The sequence below is a fragment of the Labilithrix luteola genome (assembly GCF_001263205.1).
GTDB lineage: Bacteria > Myxococcota_A > Polyangia > Polyangiales > Polyangiaceae > Labilithrix > Labilithrix luteola.
In genome coordinates this window covers 7,917,501-7,938,243 of sequence record NZ_CP012333.1, presented here as the reverse complement: position 1 = coordinate 7,938,243, position 20,743 = coordinate 7,917,501, and the positions used below count along the sequence as shown (strand labels likewise).

At 65.8% G+C, this 20,743-nt stretch carries 20 protein-coding genes; 7 read left to right on the top strand and 13 right to left on the bottom strand.

The window, feature by feature from the left end:
* Positions 1 to 53: 53 nt before the first annotated feature.
* Both AKJ09_RS34465 and AKJ09_RS34460 read right to left on the bottom strand, forming a co-directional pair.
* The gene (locus AKJ09_RS34465) at positions 54 to 410 is read right to left on the bottom strand and encodes a hypothetical protein (RefSeq protein WP_146652093.1); all 357 of its coding nucleotides are present in this window, start codon (positions 408 to 410) and stop codon (positions 54 to 56) included.
* Between the two features lie 67 nt (positions 411 to 477).
* A complete protein-coding gene (locus AKJ09_RS34460) occupies positions 478 to 2,019 on the bottom strand; it encodes a S41 family peptidase (RefSeq protein ID WP_146652092.1) in 1,542 nt (513 codons plus the stop codon).
* A gap of 296 nt (positions 2,020 to 2,315) precedes the next feature.
* Between AKJ09_RS34460 and AKJ09_RS55150 the strand changes: the two genes are divergently transcribed.
* From AKJ09_RS55150 to AKJ09_RS34445, 3 genes are all read left to right on the top strand, one after another.
* Positions 2,316 to 2,555, top strand: coding sequence for a TIGR04563 family protein (locus tag AKJ09_RS55150; RefSeq protein ID WP_240488685.1), 240 nt, complete (start codon positions 2,316 to 2,318; stop codon positions 2,553 to 2,555).
* Between the two features lie 287 nt (positions 2,556 to 2,842).
* Entirely contained in the window at positions 2,843 to 3,637 is a 795-nt protein-coding gene (locus AKJ09_RS34450) for an alpha/beta fold hydrolase (RefSeq protein WP_146652091.1), read from the top strand.
* Between the two features lie 73 nt (positions 3,638 to 3,710).
* Positions 3,711 to 4,676 (top strand): hypothetical protein, encoded by a 966-nt coding sequence (locus AKJ09_RS34445; protein WP_146652090.1) that lies wholly within the window; start codon positions 3,711 to 3,713, stop codon positions 4,674 to 4,676.
* Between the two features lie 15 nt (positions 4,677 to 4,691).
* Here the strand turns inward: AKJ09_RS34445 and AKJ09_RS34440 are convergent, their stop codons facing one another.
* Complete coding sequence (locus tag AKJ09_RS34440; RefSeq protein ID WP_146652089.1) at positions 4,692 to 5,027, bottom strand: hypothetical protein; 336 nt, start codon at positions 5,025 to 5,027, stop codon at positions 4,692 to 4,694.
* Positions 5,028 to 5,156: 129 nt separating this feature from the next.
* Between AKJ09_RS34440 and AKJ09_RS34435 the strand changes: the two genes are divergently transcribed.
* Both AKJ09_RS34435 and AKJ09_RS34430 read left to right on the top strand, forming a co-directional pair.
* Positions 5,157 to 5,948, top strand: a complete 792-nt coding sequence (locus tag AKJ09_RS34435) for an iron-containing redox enzyme family protein (RefSeq protein WP_146652088.1) — start codon at positions 5,157 to 5,159, stop codon at positions 5,946 to 5,948.
* A 46-nt stretch (positions 5,949 to 5,994) separates the two neighbouring features.
* Entirely contained in the window at positions 5,995 to 6,783 is a 789-nt protein-coding gene (locus tag AKJ09_RS34430) for a zinc-binding metallopeptidase (protein WP_146652087.1), read from the top strand.
* 7 nt (positions 6,784 to 6,790) lie between these two features.
* Here AKJ09_RS34430 and AKJ09_RS34425 read toward each other — a convergent pair whose 3' ends face one another.
* Entirely contained in the window at positions 6,791 to 7,432 is a 642-nt protein-coding gene (locus tag AKJ09_RS34425; RefSeq protein WP_169928105.1) for a Spy/CpxP family protein refolding chaperone, read from the bottom strand.
* A gap of 103 nt (positions 7,433 to 7,535) precedes the next feature.
* Between AKJ09_RS34425 and AKJ09_RS34420 the strand changes: the two genes are divergently transcribed.
* Entirely contained in the window at positions 7,536 to 8,558 is a 1,023-nt protein-coding gene (locus AKJ09_RS34420; protein ID WP_146652085.1) for a ParB N-terminal domain-containing protein, read from the top strand.
* An 87-nt stretch (positions 8,559 to 8,645) separates the two neighbouring features.
* On the opposite strand, the gene AKJ09_RS34415 is transcribed toward AKJ09_RS34420, so the two are convergent.
* Positions 8,646 to 11,123, bottom strand: a complete 2,478-nt coding sequence (locus tag AKJ09_RS34415) for an arylsulfatase (RefSeq protein WP_146652084.1) — start codon at positions 11,121 to 11,123, stop codon at positions 8,646 to 8,648.
* Between the two features lie 373 nt (positions 11,124 to 11,496).
* Between AKJ09_RS34415 and AKJ09_RS34410 the strand changes: the two genes are divergently transcribed.
* Positions 11,497 to 12,285 (top strand): peptidylprolyl isomerase, encoded by a 789-nt coding sequence (locus AKJ09_RS34410; protein WP_146652083.1) that lies wholly within the window; start codon positions 11,497 to 11,499, stop codon positions 12,283 to 12,285.
* Here AKJ09_RS34410 and AKJ09_RS34405 read toward each other — a convergent pair.
* From AKJ09_RS34405 to AKJ09_RS34370, 8 genes are all read right to left on the bottom strand, one after another.
* On the bottom strand, positions 12,192 to 12,695 hold the full coding sequence (locus tag AKJ09_RS34405) for a hypothetical protein (RefSeq protein ID WP_275936668.1): 504 nt from the start codon (positions 12,693 to 12,695) through the stop codon (positions 12,192 to 12,194). The genes AKJ09_RS34410 and AKJ09_RS34405 overlap by 94 nt on opposite strands.
* 15 nt (positions 12,696 to 12,710) lie before the next feature.
* Entirely contained in the window at positions 12,711 to 13,283 is a 573-nt protein-coding gene (locus tag AKJ09_RS34400; RefSeq protein WP_169928104.1) for a helix-turn-helix domain-containing protein, read from the bottom strand.
* 231 nt (positions 13,284 to 13,514) lie between these two features.
* Entirely contained in the window at positions 13,515 to 13,910 is a 396-nt protein-coding gene (locus tag AKJ09_RS34395) for a VOC family protein (protein WP_146652080.1), read from the bottom strand.
* 9 nt (positions 13,911 to 13,919) lie between these two features.
* Positions 13,920 to 15,302, bottom strand: coding sequence for a sigma-54-dependent Fis family transcriptional regulator (locus AKJ09_RS34390; RefSeq protein WP_169928103.1), 1,383 nt, complete (start codon positions 15,300 to 15,302; stop codon positions 13,920 to 13,922).
* Between the two features lie 172 nt (positions 15,303 to 15,474).
* Positions 15,475 to 16,407: an alpha/beta hydrolase gene (locus tag AKJ09_RS34385; protein ID WP_146652078.1), complete on the bottom strand. Its 933-nt coding sequence runs from the start codon at positions 16,405 to 16,407 to the stop codon at positions 15,475 to 15,477.
* A 63-nt stretch (positions 16,408 to 16,470) separates the two neighbouring features.
* Positions 16,471 to 17,199, bottom strand: coding sequence for a GntR family transcriptional regulator (locus tag AKJ09_RS34380; RefSeq protein WP_169928102.1), 729 nt, complete (start codon positions 17,197 to 17,199; stop codon positions 16,471 to 16,473).
* A gap of 145 nt (positions 17,200 to 17,344) precedes the next feature.
* Complete coding sequence (fumC, locus tag AKJ09_RS34375) at positions 17,345 to 18,796, bottom strand: class II fumarate hydratase (protein WP_146652076.1); 1,452 nt, start codon at positions 18,794 to 18,796, stop codon at positions 17,345 to 17,347.
* 22 nt (positions 18,797 to 18,818) lie between these two features.
* The gene (locus AKJ09_RS34370; protein ID WP_146655848.1) at positions 18,819 to 20,438 is read right to left on the bottom strand and encodes an NAD-dependent malic enzyme; all 1,620 of its coding nucleotides are present in this window, start codon (positions 20,436 to 20,438) and stop codon (positions 18,819 to 18,821) included.
* Positions 20,439 to 20,743: the final 305 nt, after the last annotated feature.

The following is a 20,743-nucleotide window of genomic DNA, read 5'->3' as shown; positions in this document are numbered from 1 at the left end:
GCCGCCCTCACCCACCGCTGGTCGACGCGCGCTGGTCGCCACTCATCGCGTGCTCATTCGTCGTCGCGCAAGACGATGGCGGCGTGCACGAGCGGCATTAGCAACACGAACGTCACCGCCACGAGCGCGAAGCTCACCCACGTCCACTCGCTGGGTGCACCGACGCGCGCGAGCGACGCCAGCATGATGGCGATACCGATGACGGCGTGCGTCCGCGAAGGCAGCCTCCAAACGAGCGCACTCGTCGTCACGGCAAGAACCGCACAGCCCGCCGCGAGGACGCCCTTCCACGTCCAGACGGCCGGTCCACGATGGAGCCAGCTCACGATCGCGAGCGCCGTGAGCGCGCTGAACGCGAGCAGCGCCATCGATGCGAGCAAAGCCGCCCGCCTGGATGCACGATCGTCCACGGGTTGCGCCATCTTACATGAACACTTCAATGAGCGTGACGGCCTTCGTCAGGCTCCCCGCGCGCGCTCAGCGCTTCTCGAACTGACCGCGGAGAATCTGGTAGCCGGCGCGCAGCACCGGGTCGGACGACGACGACGGATCGGTGGGTATGTCACGCGCCAGGATGCCGTTGCCGAGGTCGGCGTTCTCGGCCACGCCGCCGTCGACGACGATGGCCCCTGCATCGCGCGTGGGAGCGCCGCCCTGAGGTCCCTCGGCGGCGAGGTGACCGGGGAGGTCCCGCTCCCGCAGGACGTGCAGCTCGGGGGCGTTCCGTGAGCCGACTTCGACGACGACGTCGGGATGGATGCCGTCGGCCTGGATCGCGTGGCCACTTGGCGTGTAATACCGCGCGGTCGTGAGCTTGAGCCCTGCGCCGTTGGGCAGCGGAACGATCGACTGCACGCTGCCTTTGCCGAACGTGTTCACGCCCACGACGGTCGCGCGCTTGTTGTCCTGGAGCGCCCCGACCAGGAGCTCGCTGGCGCTCGCGCTCCACTCGTTGACGAGCGCCACGACGGGCACGTTCGAGAACGCTCCGCCCGGAGTCGCCTTGAGGTCCTCGATGATCTCTCCGCGGTGGCGCATGGAGTAGATGCCACCTCCGCCGAGGAACTCGTCGGCAATGTCGGTCGCTTCGTCGACGAGACCTCCCGGGTTCGAGCGCAGATCGAGCAGCACGCCGGACACGGCGCCCCCCTTCGCTCCTTCGCGAAGCTTCGCGGCAGCCTGCATCATCTCGTCGTGCGTGCGCTCCTGGAACTGCTTCAGGCGGATGTACGCGATGTTCCCCTCGAGCAGCTTCGCCGTGACACTCGAGACGTGGATGATCTCGCGCGCCAGCTCGAAGGTCAGCGTCTGGCCCGTGCGCTCGGCCGCACCGGCATCCTCGCTCTTCGCTCCGCCGTCGGGTGCAGCAACGTTCTTCGAGGGAACGATGCCCGAGTCGGGTGCCCCCGCCACGGCCGTTCCGCGACCGCTCTCGCGATGCACGGTGATCTTCACCTTCGTGCCCGGCGCACCGCGCATCTTCTTGACAACGCGATCGAGCGGCTCGCTCATCACGTCGACGCCGTCGATCGCGATGATCTGGTCGCCGCTGCGAAGGCCTGCGCGCGCAGCCGGTGATCCTTCGATGGGGGCGATGATGACGAGGCGATCGCCCCGTCCGTCGACCTCGAGCCCCACGCCCCCGAACTTGCCCTCGGTGTCACTCTGGAACTGCTTCCACTCGTCGGGCGGAAGGTAGGAGGAATGCGGGTCGAGGTTCTCGACCATCCCTTTGATGGCGCCTTCCACGAGCTTTCCGCGCTCGACGGGGTCGACGTAGTGGTTCTCGACTTGCACGAGCACGCGACCGAGCTGGGAGACCGCCTGGTAGGGATTCTGCTGCTCGGGCGTCGCTTCCGCTCGGTAGCCACCGACCACCAAGCCTCCGGCGAATGCCGCCACCGTCGGCACCAGGAACCGGAGGAGGCGGCGCGCGTGCCGGCGCCCGCGCTCGCGACGCGGCGAGTCGGAAGAAGCGGAACGTGCGGGACGTTCGGGAGTGGTCGAGGTGGTGCTCACGGTGGCCACTCTACAGCGCGGCGGTGAGCTTTGGGCGGAGTCGAGCCCGATGCGACGCCGGTGCTCGCGTTATCCCACATCGGGCCTCACCCTTATTTTTCCCGTCGCGCGTGCGTGTGCGCGGAGGAGCTCTTCGAAAAAGCCTTTACGGAAATGCGCGAGAAGTGGATCATTGTCGGGTCACGGGGCAAATACGGCTGATATCCTCACAGGCGTGCGGCAGTCAGCACGCAGTCAGCACAAGTGGGAGCCTGGCCGCCCTTACCGCCCTTACCGCCCTATCGAAGGAGGCCGCCTTGGCTAACGACAAGGATTCGATTTCGAACCTGCGCACGGAAAGCTCGAAGACCGACAAGCGGAAGCAGAGTCTCTACTTCCCCGAGTCGATGCTTCAGGAGATCAAGGAAGAGGCCGCTCGCCTCGACCGCTCGCTGTCGTGGGTCGTCCAGCGCGCCTGGAAGATCTCGCGCCTCGAGATCAAGAAGCTCCCGAGCGTCAACGAGGTCGACGGCGGCGAAGACGACGACGAGGGCTGAGCCCTTCGTCCCGTTGGACCAGCTCGTCTGACTTCTCAGATCGGTTGGATCACCCGCGTTGAAACACTCGCGCTCGAACCACTGCTCTTTCGCTCGGCCTATCGCATGACCGAAAGCGCTCGTCCTCCGTCCCTCTTCCCTCCTTCGGTACCTCCGAACCCGAGGGAAACGCATGAAACCGTCACGGCGGAGGACGGGACACGACTGTTTCTTCGAGTCATGTCGCCGGCCAGCGAGGACAGCTCGTCTGCTCGGGGGGGACAGGCGGGGGACAGGCCGTCCGAGCAATCTTTTGCGACGGCATTCTGTGCGACGGTTTCATCTGGAAGTACTTATGGGGCGACATCGGTGAAAGTCACGATGTTGCCCACTGGCATTACCGCGGTCACGGGCGCAGCGGCGCGCCCGTAGACCCCGCGCGGATCGACATCGAAGCCCACGCGCACGACTTGATGAGCGTGCGACGCCATCTCGGCGATCCTCCGAGCGTCATCATCGGTCACTCGATGGGCACGCAGGTCGCGCTGGAGACGTGGAGGCTCTTCCCCGAACGTGTGCGCGGGCTCGTGCTCATGTGCGGCAGCTTCGGGAAGGTCACCCAGTCCTTCCGCGGGATGCCCATCATCGACCTCATCCTTCCGAAGGTGATGGACATCGTCGACAAGCAGCCCGACCTCGTGCGGGCGCTCTGGTCGCGGATTCCTCCGGAAGTGGCGCTGAAGGCGGCCCTTCTGGCGCGCGACGTCGATCCGAACCACGTGCGGAGAGAAGACATGCTCCCGTACCTGCGTCACATGACGCACGTGGACTTCCCGATGTTCCTTCGGATGCTGCGTGCGGCCGGCGAACACAGCGCCGAGAAGTACTTGCCGCAGATCGACGTGCCCGTGCTCATCGTGGCGGGCGAGAAGGACACGTTCACGCCGGCCTCGCTCTCCGAGCACATGGCGGAACTGATCCCGAACGCCGAGCTCTTGATGGTTCCGGGGGGAACCCACGTCGCGCCAATCGAGCAGCCCGACCTGGTTGGCTCTCGTATCAAGGCGTTCATCGACCGTGTCTCGGGCCCTTCGACTCCTTAGCGCTCTCGCGCTGGCCGCGTGCTCGCGGCATGCCGAGCCCACATCGACCGCGCCCGACGCGAGTGGTGCGGCCGTGGCTTCGTCAACCGTGCCCGACGCGGCGCCATCGAGCACTCCTTCCCCGCCCGGGTCTTCCTCGGCGGCGCCCGAAGCGAAGTCCGCGCCCGAGGCCATTCGCGAGCTTCCGGCGAAGTACGCGGGAGCGGCGCGCACCGCCAAGCCGATCGGGCACACGTCGGTCGTCTTCAAACTGGAGCTCACGAACGGCGCGAAGGCCGTCTTCAAGCCTGCCTCCCGTCGCGGTCCGCTTCGCTACAAGGGCGAGATTGCCGCCTACCGCTTGGCGTCCGCGCTCGGCCTCGTGAACGTGCCGCCGGCATTCGCGCGCACGTTCGACCGCGCCGAGCTGCTCGGTGCGCTCGGAGGAGAAACGTCCCCCGGTGGCGAGCTCCTGAAGAGCGAAGCGACCGGTAGCGACAGCAAGTCGAAGGGCTCCCTCGTCGGCTGGATCGACAAGCTCGAGTTCCTTCCCCTCGAGGCCGAACCACTTCGGAGTCGCTGGCACGGATGGCTCGCGAAGGGGAACGCGATCCCTGACGAGCCGTTCGACGCCGACGCAGGTTCCCCGCTCGCAACGCGGGATCTCGCCGCGCAGACCAGCACGCTGGTCGCGTTCGACTACCTCACCGGCAACTGGGATCGCTGGAGCGGCGCGAACGTCGGCTTCGATCGCGGCAAGGGACTCTTGCTCTTCGTCGACAACGACGGCGCGTTCTTCGAGAATCCGCCCAAGGATGCACTCGCGCGCAACACGCGCATCCTCGAGAGCGTCGATCGCTTCTCACGCGGCTTCATCGAGCACGTTCGCAACCTCGACGAGCGGGCGCTGGCGATCGCGATCGCCGACGAGACGCCCGGCGCTCCCCTGCTCTCGCAGAAGGTGCTTCGCACCGTGCTCGAGCGACGCAAGGAGCTGCTGCGCGTCGTAGACGCCAAGATCGCCGCGAACGGCGAAGCCGAAACGCTGTTCTTCCCGTAGGTCGGGGCGCAGCGCTCAGCTAGGCAGCGTGGTTCCGATACGGAAGAAGACGTCGCGACGTGTGCCACAACGCGGGCACACGACACGCGCAACACGAAGGCGTCGCGGCTCCTCTCCCGCGTCACCGGGCACCGTCACGGCAACGTGCTCCTCGACGCGCACACCGGGCGCGCCACACGCCGGACAAGGCAAGCTCGAGGCATGAGGCTCGACGATGGACGCGCTCGTGACCTCGATGGGACGCTCGGCGCTTCCGCCCGCTTCCAGCGCGGCGAGACGCATGCGCGCCTTCGCCAACTTCGCGGCGTCGCGGGCCGCTTCGCGCCGTTCGGTGCGGGATCGCTTCGTCATGCGCGCACCATAGCGCGGTTCGAATGCCACAGGCGTCTCGTGCCGCGGCCGCGCTGGTCGATCAAGACGGCCATCGAGACCTGACCGGAGGATTTGGCCGAAGCCCATCGGGAGTGTCACGATCGCGACGTGATCCCGCTCACGCATCCGACTGTTCAGCGCCTGCTCGCGATCATGGACCAGAAGCACCACTGGGCCTACCCGGCCCTGACGCGTCCCGGCCTGACGCGCAAGCAGCTCCTCGTCCACTTCCAACACGAATACGCGACGTACGTTCGGGACTTCCCCGTGCTCCTCGCGCGCGCACTTGGCCAGGTCCCCGATCTGCCGGACGTACGGCGAGCGCTCGCGGAGAACCTCTACGAGGAGCAAACCGGTGGCCTCTCGAAGAGCGCACCGCATCCGGAACTGTTCCTCCGCATGATGGAGGGGCTCGGTTTCTCGCGAGACGACTTCGAGGAAAGCGCACTCGATCGCGACCTGCACGAAGCAGCCGCGAGCTACAAGCAGTGGCTCCGCGCACGCTCGGTCGAGTCGCCGTGGCAAGCGGCCGTGGCGCTCCTCACCATCTTCGTCGAAGGCAGCGTGAACGAGCGCGCGGAACTCGAAGGAAGCTACGTGCGCCGCCGCGGCGAAGACGCCGTGAAACATCATGCGCTCGTCGTCCATTACGGCTGTCCGCCGTCGGCGATGCAGCTCGTTCGCGCGCACGGCGACGTCGAAGGTGGGCACCGGGGCGACGCTTGGCGCATCGTCCTCGATCACACGAAGGACGAGACCATCGCGAAGATCGTGGTCGAGACGTGCATGGACGCCCTCGCTCGCTGGCAGCGCTACCGTGACGGCGTCGCGGCGCGGCTGGGGATCGAACGCGATCATTCGCTCACGGCGGCGCCGCCGGTGGTTGCGGCCACGCGTTGAAACGCCGCCGTGCCGCGAGCGCCCGGGCGCGCTAGACTGAGCGCCGATGCGCGTTTCCCCCTCGGCAATCTTCGTCGTCATCGCGATGGCGTTCGTGAGTGGCGTGGGGATCGCCGCCAAGTCTGCACCGGCAGCGACGACCGATTCCTCGGACCTCCCGAGCGACGCGGAGCGCGTGGGGTTCGTGCGCGCGGGCGACGAGAACGGCGTGATGGCCCTCGAAGCCACCCAGCGCTTCGAGCTCGCCCTCGGCAACGGTCCCGTTCATGGCGAGCCTCCACCGAAGGAGGCGCTCGGCACGGCGCGGCGCGTACTCGCCCGCGAGCTTGCGCGCTATCCGAAGAACTTCCTCCATGCCGTTCGCCTTCGCGGCGTCGTGCTCGTGAGCACCCTGCTCGAAGGCGACAATCCGATCCCTTCGCTCCCCAACGTCGGCGGCCTCATGCTGCTCGACGTGCATGGCGCGGAGATCGATCTGGTCCGCGCCATCCACCACGAGATCTTTCACTTCGCCGACCTGGCCGACGACGGGAAGCTCGCGCCGGATCCGAGCTGGGAGTCGCTCAACCGCGAAGGCTTCGCGTACGGCGCCGGGGGGCGAACGCTGCGCTCCACCTGGGCGGCTCGCCCCACCGACCTCGCCGGCTTCGTTTCGGCCTATGCAACCAGCGGCGCCGAGGAAGACAAGGCCGAGACCTTCGCGTTCGCCGTCGCGCGCGGCGACGTCGTGCGGGCCCGCCTCGGAAGCGATCCGGTGCTCGCCTCCAAGATGCGCGAGCTCGCACGGCGCGTCGCCTCACTCGACCCCGAAGCGCCGTCGAAGCTCGGGTTCTAGAGTCGATTCAGCGACCGCGATCGCGATACGGGCCCGAGGGCGGACCATTCCATCCTCGGAAAGCGCGCGGCCCCTGTGCAATGAGCGTCGCGAACTGCTCGCGCTGACGCGCATCGAGCGTCGCATGAATGCGTCGTAGTGCAGTTTCGAATGCGTCTTTGGCTTTGGCCGTCGCCGCATCGAACTTCACGGTCGCCTCGCCCATCGCGATCTCGTCGAAGGTCTCCGACTCGACGGCGCGCGACGCCGCTTCCCGCGAGGCATGCAGCTCGTCTTTGGCTTCGCGTCCGACGTTCTTCAGATCGTCGAGCGCGGCGCGGATCTCCTTCTCCTGTCCCGGCGTCGTATCGAGGCGCGAGAGAATCCCACGCAGCCAGAACGATCGCCCGAATCCTCCGAATGGACGGAACCCGTGGTGACCGTGGCGATGGCCGTACCAACCGCCTTCGTGTCCTCCGCCCCAACCGCCTTGCCCCCAGGGGCCACCGAACTCATGAGCACCAGCGCCGCACGGGCCGCCATAGGCGAACGGACCTCCGCCGAACGCGAACGGGCCGAAGTGACGCACGCGGTGACGCCAAACCAGGCCACGCACCGTTGCCATCACGCCCACGATGCCCAATGCCAATGCAATCGAACAGAACGCCATCGGTTCTTCTCCTCGTTGGTCACGGGAAAAGATGCCGACGAGAGGCACCAACGTCGCGCGTGTGAGCCGTAAAGATTCGTAAACGACGTGATACGACTGGCCCATGGCCACCAAAAAGCGCGCGGCATCCAAAACGTCAGGCGCAGGTTCGTCACGCACGCCTCGAGCTCCGGCGCGTCGCAAGACGCCGAAGAAGAAGGCGGCCGCGTCGGCTGGGCTCGCACCGCTCGATTGCGTCATCGACTCGCCCGAGCCCGCGCTTGCCGAGCTCGAGCGCGTGGTGACGAAGACCGGTGGAGCGGTGCTCGGTCGCTATCGCGACCCACTCGGTGGCCACCCTCACCTCTTCGCGGTCGTGCCCATCGACAAGGTCGAACCGACTCCCTTCCAGCGCGACCTGAGCGAGACGCATCACAAGCGACTCGCCGAGGTGATCGAAAAGACCGGTCGCTTCCTCGACCCGATCGTCGCCATCACTGCGCCGGAAAACAAGGGTGGCTTCTGGACTCCGAACGGACGCCACCGCCTCGAGGCCATGCGCCGCCTCGGCGCCAAGGCGATCACGGTGCTCCTCGTTCCGACGCGCGAGGTCGCCTGGCAGATCCTCGCGCTCAACACCGAGAAGGCTCACAACCTCAAGGAGCGTTCGCTCGAAGTCATTCGCATCTATCGCGGCTTGCTCGAGGAAGACGGGAGTCGCGCGGAATCCGGCTTTGCGTTCTACCTCGAAGACCCTGCGCTCGTGACGCTTGGCGTTTGCTACGAGCAGAACGCGCGCTTCGCGGGCGGCGCTTATCACCCGGTCTTGCGACGCGTCGAGCGCTTCAGCGAGGAGCCGATCGAGGACGCCATCGCCGAGCACGAGAAGCTCGCCAAGTTGACCCTCGAGGTCGAAGCGAACGTGAGTGCCGCCGTCGCGAAGCTGCGCGAAAAGGGCCTCGTCAGCCCCTACCTGCGTTCGTTCGTCGTCGCGCGCATCAATCCGCTGCGCTGGATTCAGGGCGAGCTACCTTCTGCCGAGAAGGTCCTCACGACCATGCGCGACCGCGCCGCCAAGTTCAACGCCGACAAGATCAAACAGGAAGACGTGGCCCGCGCCGGCGGCGGCGTTCCCGACGAGGAGTGATCGTCTCCGCAGAGACGAACGCGCGCGACAGCTCGAGCCTCTCGGTCGAACTGCCGCGCGCCCACGGATGTCTCTTCGTTCAACGCGTCATTCGCGAAGGATCGCATGAGTGAACGTGGCTTGGTGATGGCGCTTCTCGTCGGTCGCGAAGTCGGGCTTGAGGTCCATATCGACTCGGATGATCTTCCCGTCGAACGAGGCGAGGGGCGGATATTCGGTGGTCACCGGCGAGCCCTTGTCGCAGCCGATGTCGAACGTCTCGTCGAGTGAGTAATCGAAGGCCGTGGTCTGGGGAATGTTCCCTTCGGCAACCTTCTTTCCGCCGACGAGGATCCGCCCGATGCCCCCGGCACCGAATGGCTCCTTGCCTGTCTTCTGGAACTCGTACTCGACGACGTGCTTGCCGGGCGGCAGCTTCTGTCCACGAATGTACGTGAGGTCCATTCCGGCGAGGTTGTAACAGAAGGTCGGCGCGCTCTCCTTGAGGTAGAGCGACCAGCCATTCGTATCACCGCCGATGACCACGAGGGGACCGCTCGCTCCCTTCGGTGGAATCTCGACCTCGACGCGCATCGACCACGACCGGTTGATCGTATTGGGCGCCGCCTTGCCGTGCACGCGGACCGTTCCGGGGAAGAACGTGTACTTCGACCGGTCGGCAACGAGGCCCTTGCGAGCAAGCGCGCGCTCCTGGAAGCGATCGTCGAGCGGAAGCACGTTGTGACGACCGGCCTCGGCCCACCACAGGCCAACGAGCTCGATCATCTTCTTCACCATCGGGTCTTTGAGATTCGATGCGTCCCTGCCCGCCATGAGGTCGTGGCACTCCGAGGGATCCTTCTCCAGGTCGTAGAGCTCCCAGTGATCCTCGTCGAATCCCCAGGCAGCGCGATTCTCCCACGGCTTTCGCCCGTGGTACGTCACGGCCTTCCATTTGCCGTCGACGATCGCGCGATTGCCGAGCATTTCGAAATACTGCGTGGGGTGGTTCGTCGGCGCCTTCACGTCGTCGAACGAATAGTTCATCGGCACGCCCTCCATGGGGGCCTGCTGGACGCTGTTGATCATCTCCGGCATCTTCACGCCCACCGCATCGAGGATGGTGGGAACGATGTCGATGACGTGGTGGAACTGCGTGCGGAGCTCGCCCTTGGCCTTGATGCCTTTCGGCCAGTGGACGACGAGCGGATTTCGCGTCCCGCCGAAGTGCGTGTACTGCTTGCAGAGGCGGAACGGCGTGTCGCCCGCGAGCGCCCAGCCGATCGGATAGTGGTTGTATGAGCCGGGGAGTCCGAGATTGTCGATGCGGTCGAGCACCTCCTTTTCGGTCTCCTGCCGCGTCGTGACGAGCGACATCTCGTTGTAGAGGCCGTGCAAGGTTCCCTCGCCCGACGAACCGTTGTCGCCGATGAAGACGAAGATCAAGGTGTCGTCGAGCATTCCGCTCGTTTCGAGGAACTCGAGGAGACGACCGATCTGCGCGTCCGCGTGCGACACGAACCCGGCATAGACTTCGGCCATACGTGCATAGAGGCGTTTCTGGTCCGCGGTCAGCGAATCCCACTTCTGGACGCCTTCGAGCATTGGCGGCAACTCGGTGTACGGTGGGACGAGACCGAGCTTCTTTTGCCGTTCGAGCGTCTGCTCACGGTACTTGTCCCAGCCCATATCGAACTTGCCTTTGTACTTGTCGCTCCACTCCTTGAAGACGTGATGCGGCGAGTGACCGGCGCCGAACGCCAGGAACGTCAACCAGGGTTTGCTCGGCTCGAGTGCGTGCTGATTGCCAATGAACGAAATCGTCTGATCGACGAGATCTTCGGAGAGGTGATATCCCTGTTCGGGCAACTTCGGCTGATCGATCGCGGTGCGTCCCGCATAGAGCTTCGGGTACCACTGATTGTTGTCACCGCCGATGAATCCGTAGAACTGGTCGAAGCCGAAGAGCGGACCATCCGGCCAGCGGTCGTACGGGCCGGCGATCGTCATCTCCTCGCCCATCGTGTTGTGCCATTTGCCGACGGCGAAGGTGTTGTAACCGTACGTATGGAGGATCGCGCCAATCGCGGCTTTGTCCGGAGGCTGGATTCCGTTGTAGCCGGGGAATCCGGTGGCGAGCTCGGTGATGTTCGCCATGCCGACCGAGTGATGATTACGCCCCGTGAGCAAGCACGCGCGCGTGGGTGAGCAGAGCGCCGTCGTGTGGAAGTTCACGTAGCGCAGACCATTGTCCGCGAGTCGTGTGATGTGCGGCGTGTCGATGAGGCCACCGAAAGTGCTCGTCCAGCCGAAGCCCACGTCGTCGAGCACGATGTAGAGGATGTTCGGCGCGCCCTTGGGAGCGGACGGTGGCACGGGAAACGCCTCTTGCGAGACGTCGTACGTACGCCCGATGCGCCCTGGGAACGGCGTGCCCATCAGATAGGTCCTCGGCGGGGCGGTCGACACGCCCGAAGGCTTCTTTCCGGACGAGCCGCTCTGTCCGTTGCCTGAATGGCCGTTGCCACCGTGTCCGTTGCCGGATGCGGAAGAGCCTTTCGAACCCGGGCGATCGTTCTTGCTCATGGCCGAGGCTCGGTGCAACGCGCGCACCGGCGCGGGCTGCGACACTCACGAGATGCGACCGCTGCGAAGCCGGCGGTGAGCCCGTCACTCAGCGCACCGGCCGAGCGCGAGCGAGGCACGACGCGCGCACGAGCTCCGTTTCGTGACGCACGACTCGACGCACGCGCGATGCTTCGAGCGCGCCGACGGCTCGTCCAGGCTCGACCTACATCCGTCACCCGCGAGCCCACGTCTCGTCACAAATCGACCGGCCTCCAGCCGAATAGTTAGAAAGAAGTGCCTGTCACCGGCATTCAGCACTGTTGGGGCGTGCCGCACGACACCGGCCGGCGCCAGCGTTGGCTTCATTTCTTTCTGACTACGGCAGGGCCCCATGATCGTCCGCTACGGAAGCTGGTTGCTCGCTGCGAGCGCGTTTGTCATCGCTTGTAGCTCCTCGGACTCGACCACCAACGGCAGTCCCCAGACGCCGGACGCGGGCGAGACGGCCGATTCGGGGGCTACCCCCGACGAAGACGCGGGCGAAGACGCGGGCACCCCTGATCCCCTCGCCGCCTGCACGAAGGATCCCGGTCCCGCGACCGTCACCTTCGATCCGAACTCCGCCGAGGACCCGATCGGGTCCGACAAGTTCACCCTCGCGCAAGCACTCGCCGGCTTCCCCGAGTCGAGCGGCACGCTGACGGCGCTCATCACCACCGAGCAGGGCGCCATCCGTTGCACGTTCGACGAAGCCAACGCACCGGCCACCGTCGCCAACTTCGTGGGCCTTGCCCGCGGAACTCGTCCGTACAAGGACGGCACTACGTGGAAGGTTGGTCGTCTGTACGACGGCCTCATCTGGCACCGTGTCATCCCGGGCTTCGTCATCCAAGGCGGCGACCCGAAGGGCACCGGCTCGGGCGGCCCCGGCTACGATCTGCCGCAAGAGAATCACGTCGACGAGCCGCTCGGAACGCTCGCCATGGCCGCGGGCACCGCGCCAAGCGGCAGCCAGTTCTACATCGTGGTCGGCACCGGCCCCGCCGCCGACTACAACGTCTTCGGCAAGTGTGATGTGGAGACGGCTCAGAAGATCGCGGAGGTTCCTCGGAACTCCAACGATAAGCCGCGGACGCCCGTGCACATGCAGCGCGTCGACATCGCACGCTGCCCCAAGTGATCCGACGAGCGGCCGCGAGCGTCGAGCTCGTGCTTCCGTCCGCTCACCAGCGCTGGCGCTCCTTCGGCGAGCGTCAGCGCACCTCGATCTTGTAGGGGGTCGTGGCGGCTGCCCGCGCCGGCGGGAAAGCCATAGCTCGCGTCGACGTCGAGGCCCCACACGTACACCATGAACGGGCCATCGCTCGTCGCTTCGTGACGACCATACGTGCACGAGCCGGCCGGCGTCGCGACGGGCTTGCCGGCCTTCGTGTGATCGACGAAGAACACGTAGTGGTCGAGGAACTGGTCGTCGGGAATCAGGTTCACGAAGTCTGGGTCGCCGCGCGTTTTGTAGGTCTGCGAGCCGCTCATGTAGACCGCCAGATGGAACGGATGGTCGGCGTCCTGGCTCTTCACCGAGAACGGCACGTCGGTCGCGAGGGCTCAGGTCGCGGTGGCGAGCGCGACGGAATCCGGAGCTGTCGGCAGAGCGCTCTCCTCCGGCGGGTTCTCGACCTCAGTGACCGGCGCGGCGGGCCGGTTGCGGTTCGCACGACGCCACTCGCTCGGCGTCGTTCCCTGCATTTTGCGGAACACGACGCTCAGGCGTGAGAGCGAGGAGAAGCCGCACTCGGTGGCCACGCGGGAGAGCGGCAAGTTCGTCTCGAGCATGAGGCGCTGCGCACGACGAACGCGAGCGAGCGAGACTTCACGCTCGAACGACGTCTCGTGAGCGAAGAGTCGACGCTGCAACGTGCGAACCGAGACGCCCATCGTCTTGGCGATCGGTTCGACGTCGGGCGAGAGATAGGAGTCGTCGAGCAAGGAGCGCACCCCGAGCACGGTCATCAGTGCTCGCGCTCGACTCGAGACTTCACGACGACCAGGCACCGTGCGAGCAGCAACGCCGTCGTTCGCAGAGGCGGGTGCCTCCAAAACGGCCTTGGCGGCGATCGCCGACGTGCTGCTGGGAGGCGCAACGAGACTCGATTCGCTGATGCAACTGAGCGCGTTCATGGTGTCCCCGCTTCGTGTGGACCCATGTCCACATCGTTTGCCTTTACAGTTCCCGCCGACGGTCGGATCCGTGAGTCGTCGCATCGAAAAAAAGCTCGCTGCTGACGATTTCTCGAAGGCCCGCGATCTCGTTGCGGTTCCCCATGCATGGACAAACGAGTCCCCAGTCGCCGAATTCGCGCTCGAAGCGCGAAGGGACGACGAACGGCACGCAGAGGAAAACGATGCGCGTCAGTCGAAGTTCAGCTGCCACGAAACGCCGAAGCGATCGTTGAGCCAGCCGAACTTCTTGCTGAAGCCGTACGAGCCGAGTGGCATGAGAGCCTGCCCGCCCTCTGCGAGCTTCGCGTACACGGCGTCCAGCTCTGCCTCGCTCGAACACTGCACGAAGAGAGAGACGGACGGCGTGAACGTGAACGCGTGCTTCGCCGGAGAATCGAACGCGACGAGCTCGTGGCCGGCGATCGAGAAGAAGCCACGCTTGAAGGCTCCTTCATTGCCGGGTTCGCCGGCGGCCCACCGCTCGACGCCTTTGACGACCGCCCCCTCGAAGAGCGACACGTAGAAATTCATCGCCGCTTCCGCAGCGCCATCGAACATCAGGAAGGTCGTTACCGAACGCGGCATGCTCGAGATTTAGCACACGGGCGATCGCCGAACGGCATCGCGAGCACGCCCGCGAAGCACGCGCAGATACCTATCGCTGAGCCCGGACGCGCTCACACGCGCGCGCTCGCCGACGTGATGAGCGTCGAGAAAGCCGATGTAACGCCGCTCGAACTCCGCGATGATCCGCGCGCGCGCGTCGGCAAACGATTCGCTCGCGGCGATGAGCTCGTCGAGCGTGTCGTGCGCCTCGGGCGGCGTGGAGCGCCGGGCGAACACCTCGCGAGCTTCCTTCGCGGAGATCTCACCGAACGTTGCAAGACGCGCCAAGGTGCTCGACAGCTCTCGCACGTTTCCCGGCCATCCATAGGCCTTCCAGCGCCCTAGCAAGTTCTCGGGGAACGGCTGCGCTCTCCAGCGCGTGTGAATGGCCCAGAAGTGCCGCGCGAGCAGCTCGATGTCCTCGGAGCGCTCGCGAAGGGGTGGCAACGAGAGTCGCGCGCCAGCGAGGACGGTGAACAGGCCGTCGAGGAAGCGGCTCTCCGAAACCTCGGTGTCGAGATCGCGCCGCGTCGAGACGATGATCCTCACGTCGACGGTTCGCCAGGCGTTGCTCCCGATGCGCCGAATCTCCGAGCGCTGGAGCCCCTGGAGAAGCCGAGCCTGAAGCCCGAGATCGAGCTCGCCAACCTCGTCGATGAAGAGCGTCCCTCCGCGCGCCTGCTCGAACGCCCCTTCGACTGCCGCCGTCTCTTCCGTGCCGCGGCTGTCCCGCCCGAAGAGGGCCAGCGCCAGTTGGGTGGGGGGCAGCGCGGTGCAGTCGACGACGACGAACGGCCCAAACGCACGCTCCCCCGCGTGATGAATCGCCTTCGCCAGCGACTCTTTTCCCGTGCCGGGCTCGCCCTCGATGATGAGCGGCGCCCGAGAAGCCGCAAGCTTCGCACACGCCGGATAGAGACGTCGGATGGTGACGCTGGTACCAACGAACGCACCGAACGAGGCTGCAGGCCCCCGAGAAGCGAGCTCGCAGATGGCGTGCCTCACGGCGATCGACGTCTCCCCGATACGGATGGTCTCTCCCCCCTCGAGGAGAGCCTCCGCCGCCCGGACGTCGTTGACGAACGTGCCGCTCGCGGAGCCCAGCTCACACAAACGAAGGCGACCGTTCGAGACTTCGAAACGGAGGTGACGCCGGGCGACGGCCGCATCCGCCACGCGGAGCTCGCACGTAGCGCTGGTCCCCGCGAACATCGGCGCAGACCCATCGTCGATGGCCACGTTGACGCCCGCATTCGAGCCGGCGGTCACTTCGAGAAAGAAACACGGCCCGAGCACGGGCGTGGCGTGGCCTGTCTCGCTCGCCCGCGGTGAGCTCGGCATCGCCTCGTAGGGTTCGTCGATACGTGCCATGTCGACCTGCCCGGCCCTCTCTCCCATAAATTTCGGCGCAGGCTTTCCCCTGCCCGCCATATTTTACAGCGACAAACAGATACCTCCTCCGTAGCGTTTGGCGAGGGATTTTTTGCAGCGCAACACGAACGAGCGAGGAGGTCGAACGACGCTGCACGCAGAAAAACCGGCGTCACTCCACGCGAAGAGCGCGTCGTAGAGTGGCCGTCAGGTCGGCCCGGGCGCGTCGTGCCACCTCGAGAATGCCGTCCATCAGCAGCATGATGTGCATGGCCGGATACCGACGGTGTTCGACGGCGACTCCCGCAGCGCGCAGCCGGTCGGCCCAGAGGCCGCCATCGTCGCGTACCGGATCCAACTCGCAGGTGAGAACGAAGGCGGGAGGTAGGCCCTCGAGGTCGTTGGCACGAAGCGGGGAGACGTAGGGCGACGCTGCGGTCTCGGGATCGGGAGCGTACTGGGCCCAGTACCAGCGCATCGCCGCCGCCGTGAGCATGGCGCCTTCGGCGTGCTCGGTAAACGATGGCGTCGCGCACGCGGCATCCAGCGGAGGATACGCAAGAAGCTGGAAAGCGATGGCCGGACCGCCTTCCTCTCGTGCCCTCAGCGTGAGAGCCACCGCAAGCGTTCCCCCTGCGCTGTCCCCCGCGACGGCGATGCGAGAGCGGTCGACGCCTGGAGCCTCGTTGGCGAGCCACTGCAATGCCGCCCACGTGTCTTCGAGGGGCGCTGGATAGGGATTCTCGGGCGCCAGTCGATAGTCGACGCTCACCACGACGCACCGGCCGTCCGCCGCGAGTTCGCGACAAAGTCCGTCGTGGGTCTCGATGCTGCCACGCACCCAGCCACCACCGTGCAGGTAGAGGATCGCGGGGGCCGGACGAGCAATATCGGGCTCGTAAAGACGCAGCCGAACGAAGCCAGCCGACGTCGGAATCTCGACGTCCCGCACAGACGCGACGTCGCGCTTGGGCCGCGACCACGAGGGAACGGCCGCGAGCAAACCACGCCGCGCCTCCTCCACCTTCACGTCGGCGGGATGGGGCGCTCCAGCGGCGCGCCGAAGCACTTCCCGAACCTGGTCATCCACCATGGGCTTTTGCATATTGGATCCAATCTTGATTGAGCCGCAGCGGGCGAAACGTGCCGCGTTCGATCGTGCGAGGCGTCAGCGCCCGCGCGTCGTCGAAGAACGCTCGGCGCTACGAGCGCGCTGTTCGTACTGATTTCGAACGAACTCCATCGTGCCGTTCACGTGGTCGCGAAGGAGTTGCTCCATTTTCGCGGCGTCCTTCTTTTCGAGGGCCTTGACCATCGCGGTGTGCTCACGAGCCGATCGAACGAGGTCCTTGCCTTCGACGTCCATGGCGAGCATCCGTACGAAGACGTTCGAGCGTTCGTACTGTTTGGCGATCAGGTCGAAGAGCCGAGGCCGTCGCGCCATCCTGTAGATGCGCAGGTGGAACTTCGCGTTGTCGTTCGACCATTCATCCGCGACTTCGGCATCGTCGAGCCGCCGTAGGAGCGCGCGAATCTCGACGAGATCGGCATCCGTTCGATGCTGCGCGGCAAGACCTCCCGCGAGCGGCTCGAGCGCCGACTGGATCTCGAATCCTTCGAGCGCCTCTTCCAACGTGGGCCGGTACACGACCGCGCCCTTGTGGGGGTCGTTGACGACCAGCCCTTCCGAATCGAGCCGAGCAATCGCCTCGCGTAGCGGTGTACGACTGACCCCGAGCTTCGCCGCGAGCTCTTCCTGCCGAAGCGCGTCCCCCGCGCGCAAATCGCCCGCCACGATCATCTCCCGCAGCGCCTTGGCCGTCGCCTCCGCCACCGTGGTCCGCACGATCCGCATGTCCGAATATTGGATCCAATATCCGTCCAAATCAAGGCGCATGGGAAGCCGACGTATCCGATCCGCCGGCGGTGAACGCGGCGCCCTCCGTACCCTTTGGCGAGGGATCTTTCTTTTGCAGCGCAACATAGGAATCGCCTGCGAGCGTTGCCGGGCGCATTCGAACGCACGTCGTGGCTTCGCCCAGCTACGCCCCCGCGAGTCCGTGGCCGATCATCTTCCTCGGGTCGATGACCCTGTCGTACGTCTTCGCGTCAATCACGCCGGTGCGAATGGCCACCTCCCTGAGGGTTGTCCCCTCTTTCTCGGCGCGTTCGGCGATCGCGGCAGCCCGGTCGTAGCCGATGACGGGCGACAGGGCTGTCACGAGCTCGAGCGACTGGGAGACCATCGCGTCGATCTTCGCGCGGTTCAGCGAGGTGCCCTCGACCGAGAACCTTCGCATCTTGTCGCACGCATCGGCGAGGAGCCGTACGGCGCGGATGGCGTTGTTGATGATCAGGGGGCGCATCGCATTGAGCTCGAGATTTCCCTGGCTTCCGGCAAACGCTGTGGCGTTGTCCTGGCCGATGACCTGGATGCAGACCATCACCATGGCTTCGCACTGCGTCGGGTTCACCTTTCCCGGCATGATGGAGGAGCCAGGTTCGTTCTTCGGCAGGACGAGCTCTCCGAGCCCGCACCGAGGGCCGGAGGCGAGCCAGCGCATGTCGTTGGCGATCTTCATGAGCGCCACCGCGAGACCGCGGATCGACGCCATGGCCGCGACCATCGCGTCGAGCGAGCCGAGGGCAGCGAACTTGTTCGGCGCGGTCACGAAGGGCTTGTTCGTCAACCAAGCGAGCGTCGAGGCCATCGCCGCCGAGAAGCCTTCGGGGGCGTTGAGCCCCGTGCCCACCGCCGTCCCTCCCGCAGCGAGCTGATAGAGACCGGAGCGCGTGAGCTCGATGCGCTCGATCGCATCGAAGAGCTGGCTCGCGTATCCCGACCACTCCTGTCCGACGGTGAGAGGGACAGCATCCTGCAGATGGGTTCGTCCCGTCTTGACGACGTCCATCCATTCTCGGCTCTTCTCGGCAATCGCGGACGCGAGCGCTTTCGCACGAGGCAGCAGCAGCTCGTCGAGCTCGAGAACGGTGGCGATGTGCATCGCCGTCGGAAAGGTGTCGTTCGACGACTGGCCCATGTTGACGTCGTCGTTCGGATGCACGGGACTCTGGCTTCCGAGCCTCCCTCCCAGCAGCTGGATCGCCCGGTTCGAGATCACTTCGTTCACGTTCATGTTCGACTGCGTTCCCGATCCCGTTTGCCAGACGAAGAGCGGATAATGCTCGTCGAGCTGCCCGGCGATGGTCTCGTCGGCAGCACGGATGATCGCCTCGGCCTTGATGGGATCGAGCCGGCCAGCTCTGGCGTTCACCATCGCGGCGGCCTTCTTCACGTAGCCGTATGCGTGATAGAGCCGCTTCGGCATTCGATCGTCGCCGATCGAGAAGTGCAGGAGCGAGCGCTGAGTCTGCGCCCCCCAGTACCTGTCGGCAGGGACCTCGACCGTTCCCATAGAGTCGAACTCCTCGCGGTGGCCTTTCGCGTCGATTCCGATCGGAACGTCGCGCAGGGTGTCTTTCGAGCGGGTCATGTGTCGCTCCTCTCCTCGCCGTTCAGCGGTACTCGGGCCGGTAGGTCATCGCCTCGATCCAGGCGCGAACGTCCTTCGGCCTCGGCACGGTGGCCTCGCCGCGGTCGAAGATATGCTCGGCGACACGCGCCGCCGTCGTGATCTCGGTCGCGAGGATGCTCGCTTGTTTCGGGAAGAGCATGCCGCGTGCTCGCTCTTCGGCATCGACCTGATCGGCCGTCGCGTGGGCCGCCGCGATGAACATCCTGTCGTCGATATGCCGCGGGCGAGTCGCATAGACGGCGAGCCCGATGGCCGGGAAGACGTAGAAGTTATTCGCCTGGCCTGGACGGTAGACCTTCCCGTCGAGCACCACGTCCGGAAACTGCACTCCGCAAGCGACGAGCGCCTTCCCTTTCGTCCAGCGATACGCCTGCTCCGGAGTGCACTCGGCTCTGTCCGTTGGATTGGAGAGCGGAAAGATGATCGGTCGCTCGTTCAGCGCCGCCATCGTCTCGACCACCGCCTGCGTGAAGACGCCGCCTTTCGTGCTCACGCCGATAAGCACCGACGGCTTCACTGTTTCGACGACCTTTTGCAGATCGGTCATCGCCCCGAGTTCTCGGGCGTAGCCCCTTTGGGATGAGCTCAGATCGGCTCGCGACGACACGAGGAGCCCGTTCACGTCGAACATCGAAATCCGCTCACGCGCCGCTTCTCGCGATAGCCCCTCGGCGACCGTTGCCTCGACGATCATGTTCGCGATCCCGATGCCGGCCGAACCGGCGCCGACGAAGAGAATGCGCTGATCGGAGAGCTTCGCCCCGATGATCTGCAGGGCGGTCGTCAGCCCGGCGATCGCGACGCTGGCCGTCCCCTGAATGTCGTCGTTGTAGCAAAGGATCTTGTCGCGATACCGCTCGAGGAGGCGAATGGCGTCCGTGCCTTTCCAGTCCTCGAAGTGGATGCAGCAGCCCGGAAAGACCTCCTGCACGGCGGCGACGAACTCGTCGACGAGCGCGTCGACCTCCTGGTCGCCCGGCGGCACCTCACGGAGGCCCAGGTAGAGCGGATCGTTGCGCAGGCTCTCGTTCGTCGTGCCGATGTCGAAGAGGATCGGCAGAAGACCGTCCGGAGGAACCGCTGCGCAAGCGGTGTAGAGCTGCAGCTTCCCGATGGGTATCGGCATTCCGTTCGCGCCGATGTCGCCGAGCCCGAGGATTCGCCCTCCGGAGCTCACGCAAATGAAGCGGACGTCATCGAAGGGCCAGTTGCGCAGGACCTCTCGCATGCGCCCTTTCATCGCGCGCGTGACGTACATGCCCCGTGCGCGACGGTAGATATGCCCGAACTTGAGGCAGGCCTCGGCGATCGTCGGGTCGTAGACGATCGGTACGAACCGGGCCGGGTCCGACATGATCGTCCTGTAGAAGAGTGTCTCGTCGCGATCGCAGAGATCGATCAGGTAGATGTACCGCTCGAGGTCGTTCGGCTTGACCGCGAGGTGCCCGAGCACCCGTTCGAGCTGCCGTTCGATGCTCTCGGTCGCGGCCGGCAACAGGCCCTCGAGACCAAGCTCCTTACGCTCGGCCTCCGTGAACGCGCTTCCCTTGTTGGTGACGGGATCATCGAGAAGGTAGCGCCCGCGGCGCCGCTCGCGCATCTCGCCCGCGGGCCCTCCCCTTCGGCCCATCCGAGGAATCCCCTGCGTCGTCGGAGCTTGCATCGCGGCCTCCTCGGGCGCGCTTGCACCGTCGCGCCACGCCGCCCGATGCCTGCATCCCGCCTGCCATCACGACATCAGCGCAGGCGTACCAAACGCACTCCGCGCCCCGTCCGCGCCGCGCCGCGCCTCACGAAGCAACTTCCCAGCAGGGACTGACTCAACGCGCGCCGCGAGCCGCGCCCCGGTCCGAGGTTGAAGAAGCCCTTCCAGACCCCTCGGCCGCCGAGCCAACTGGCGGAGCT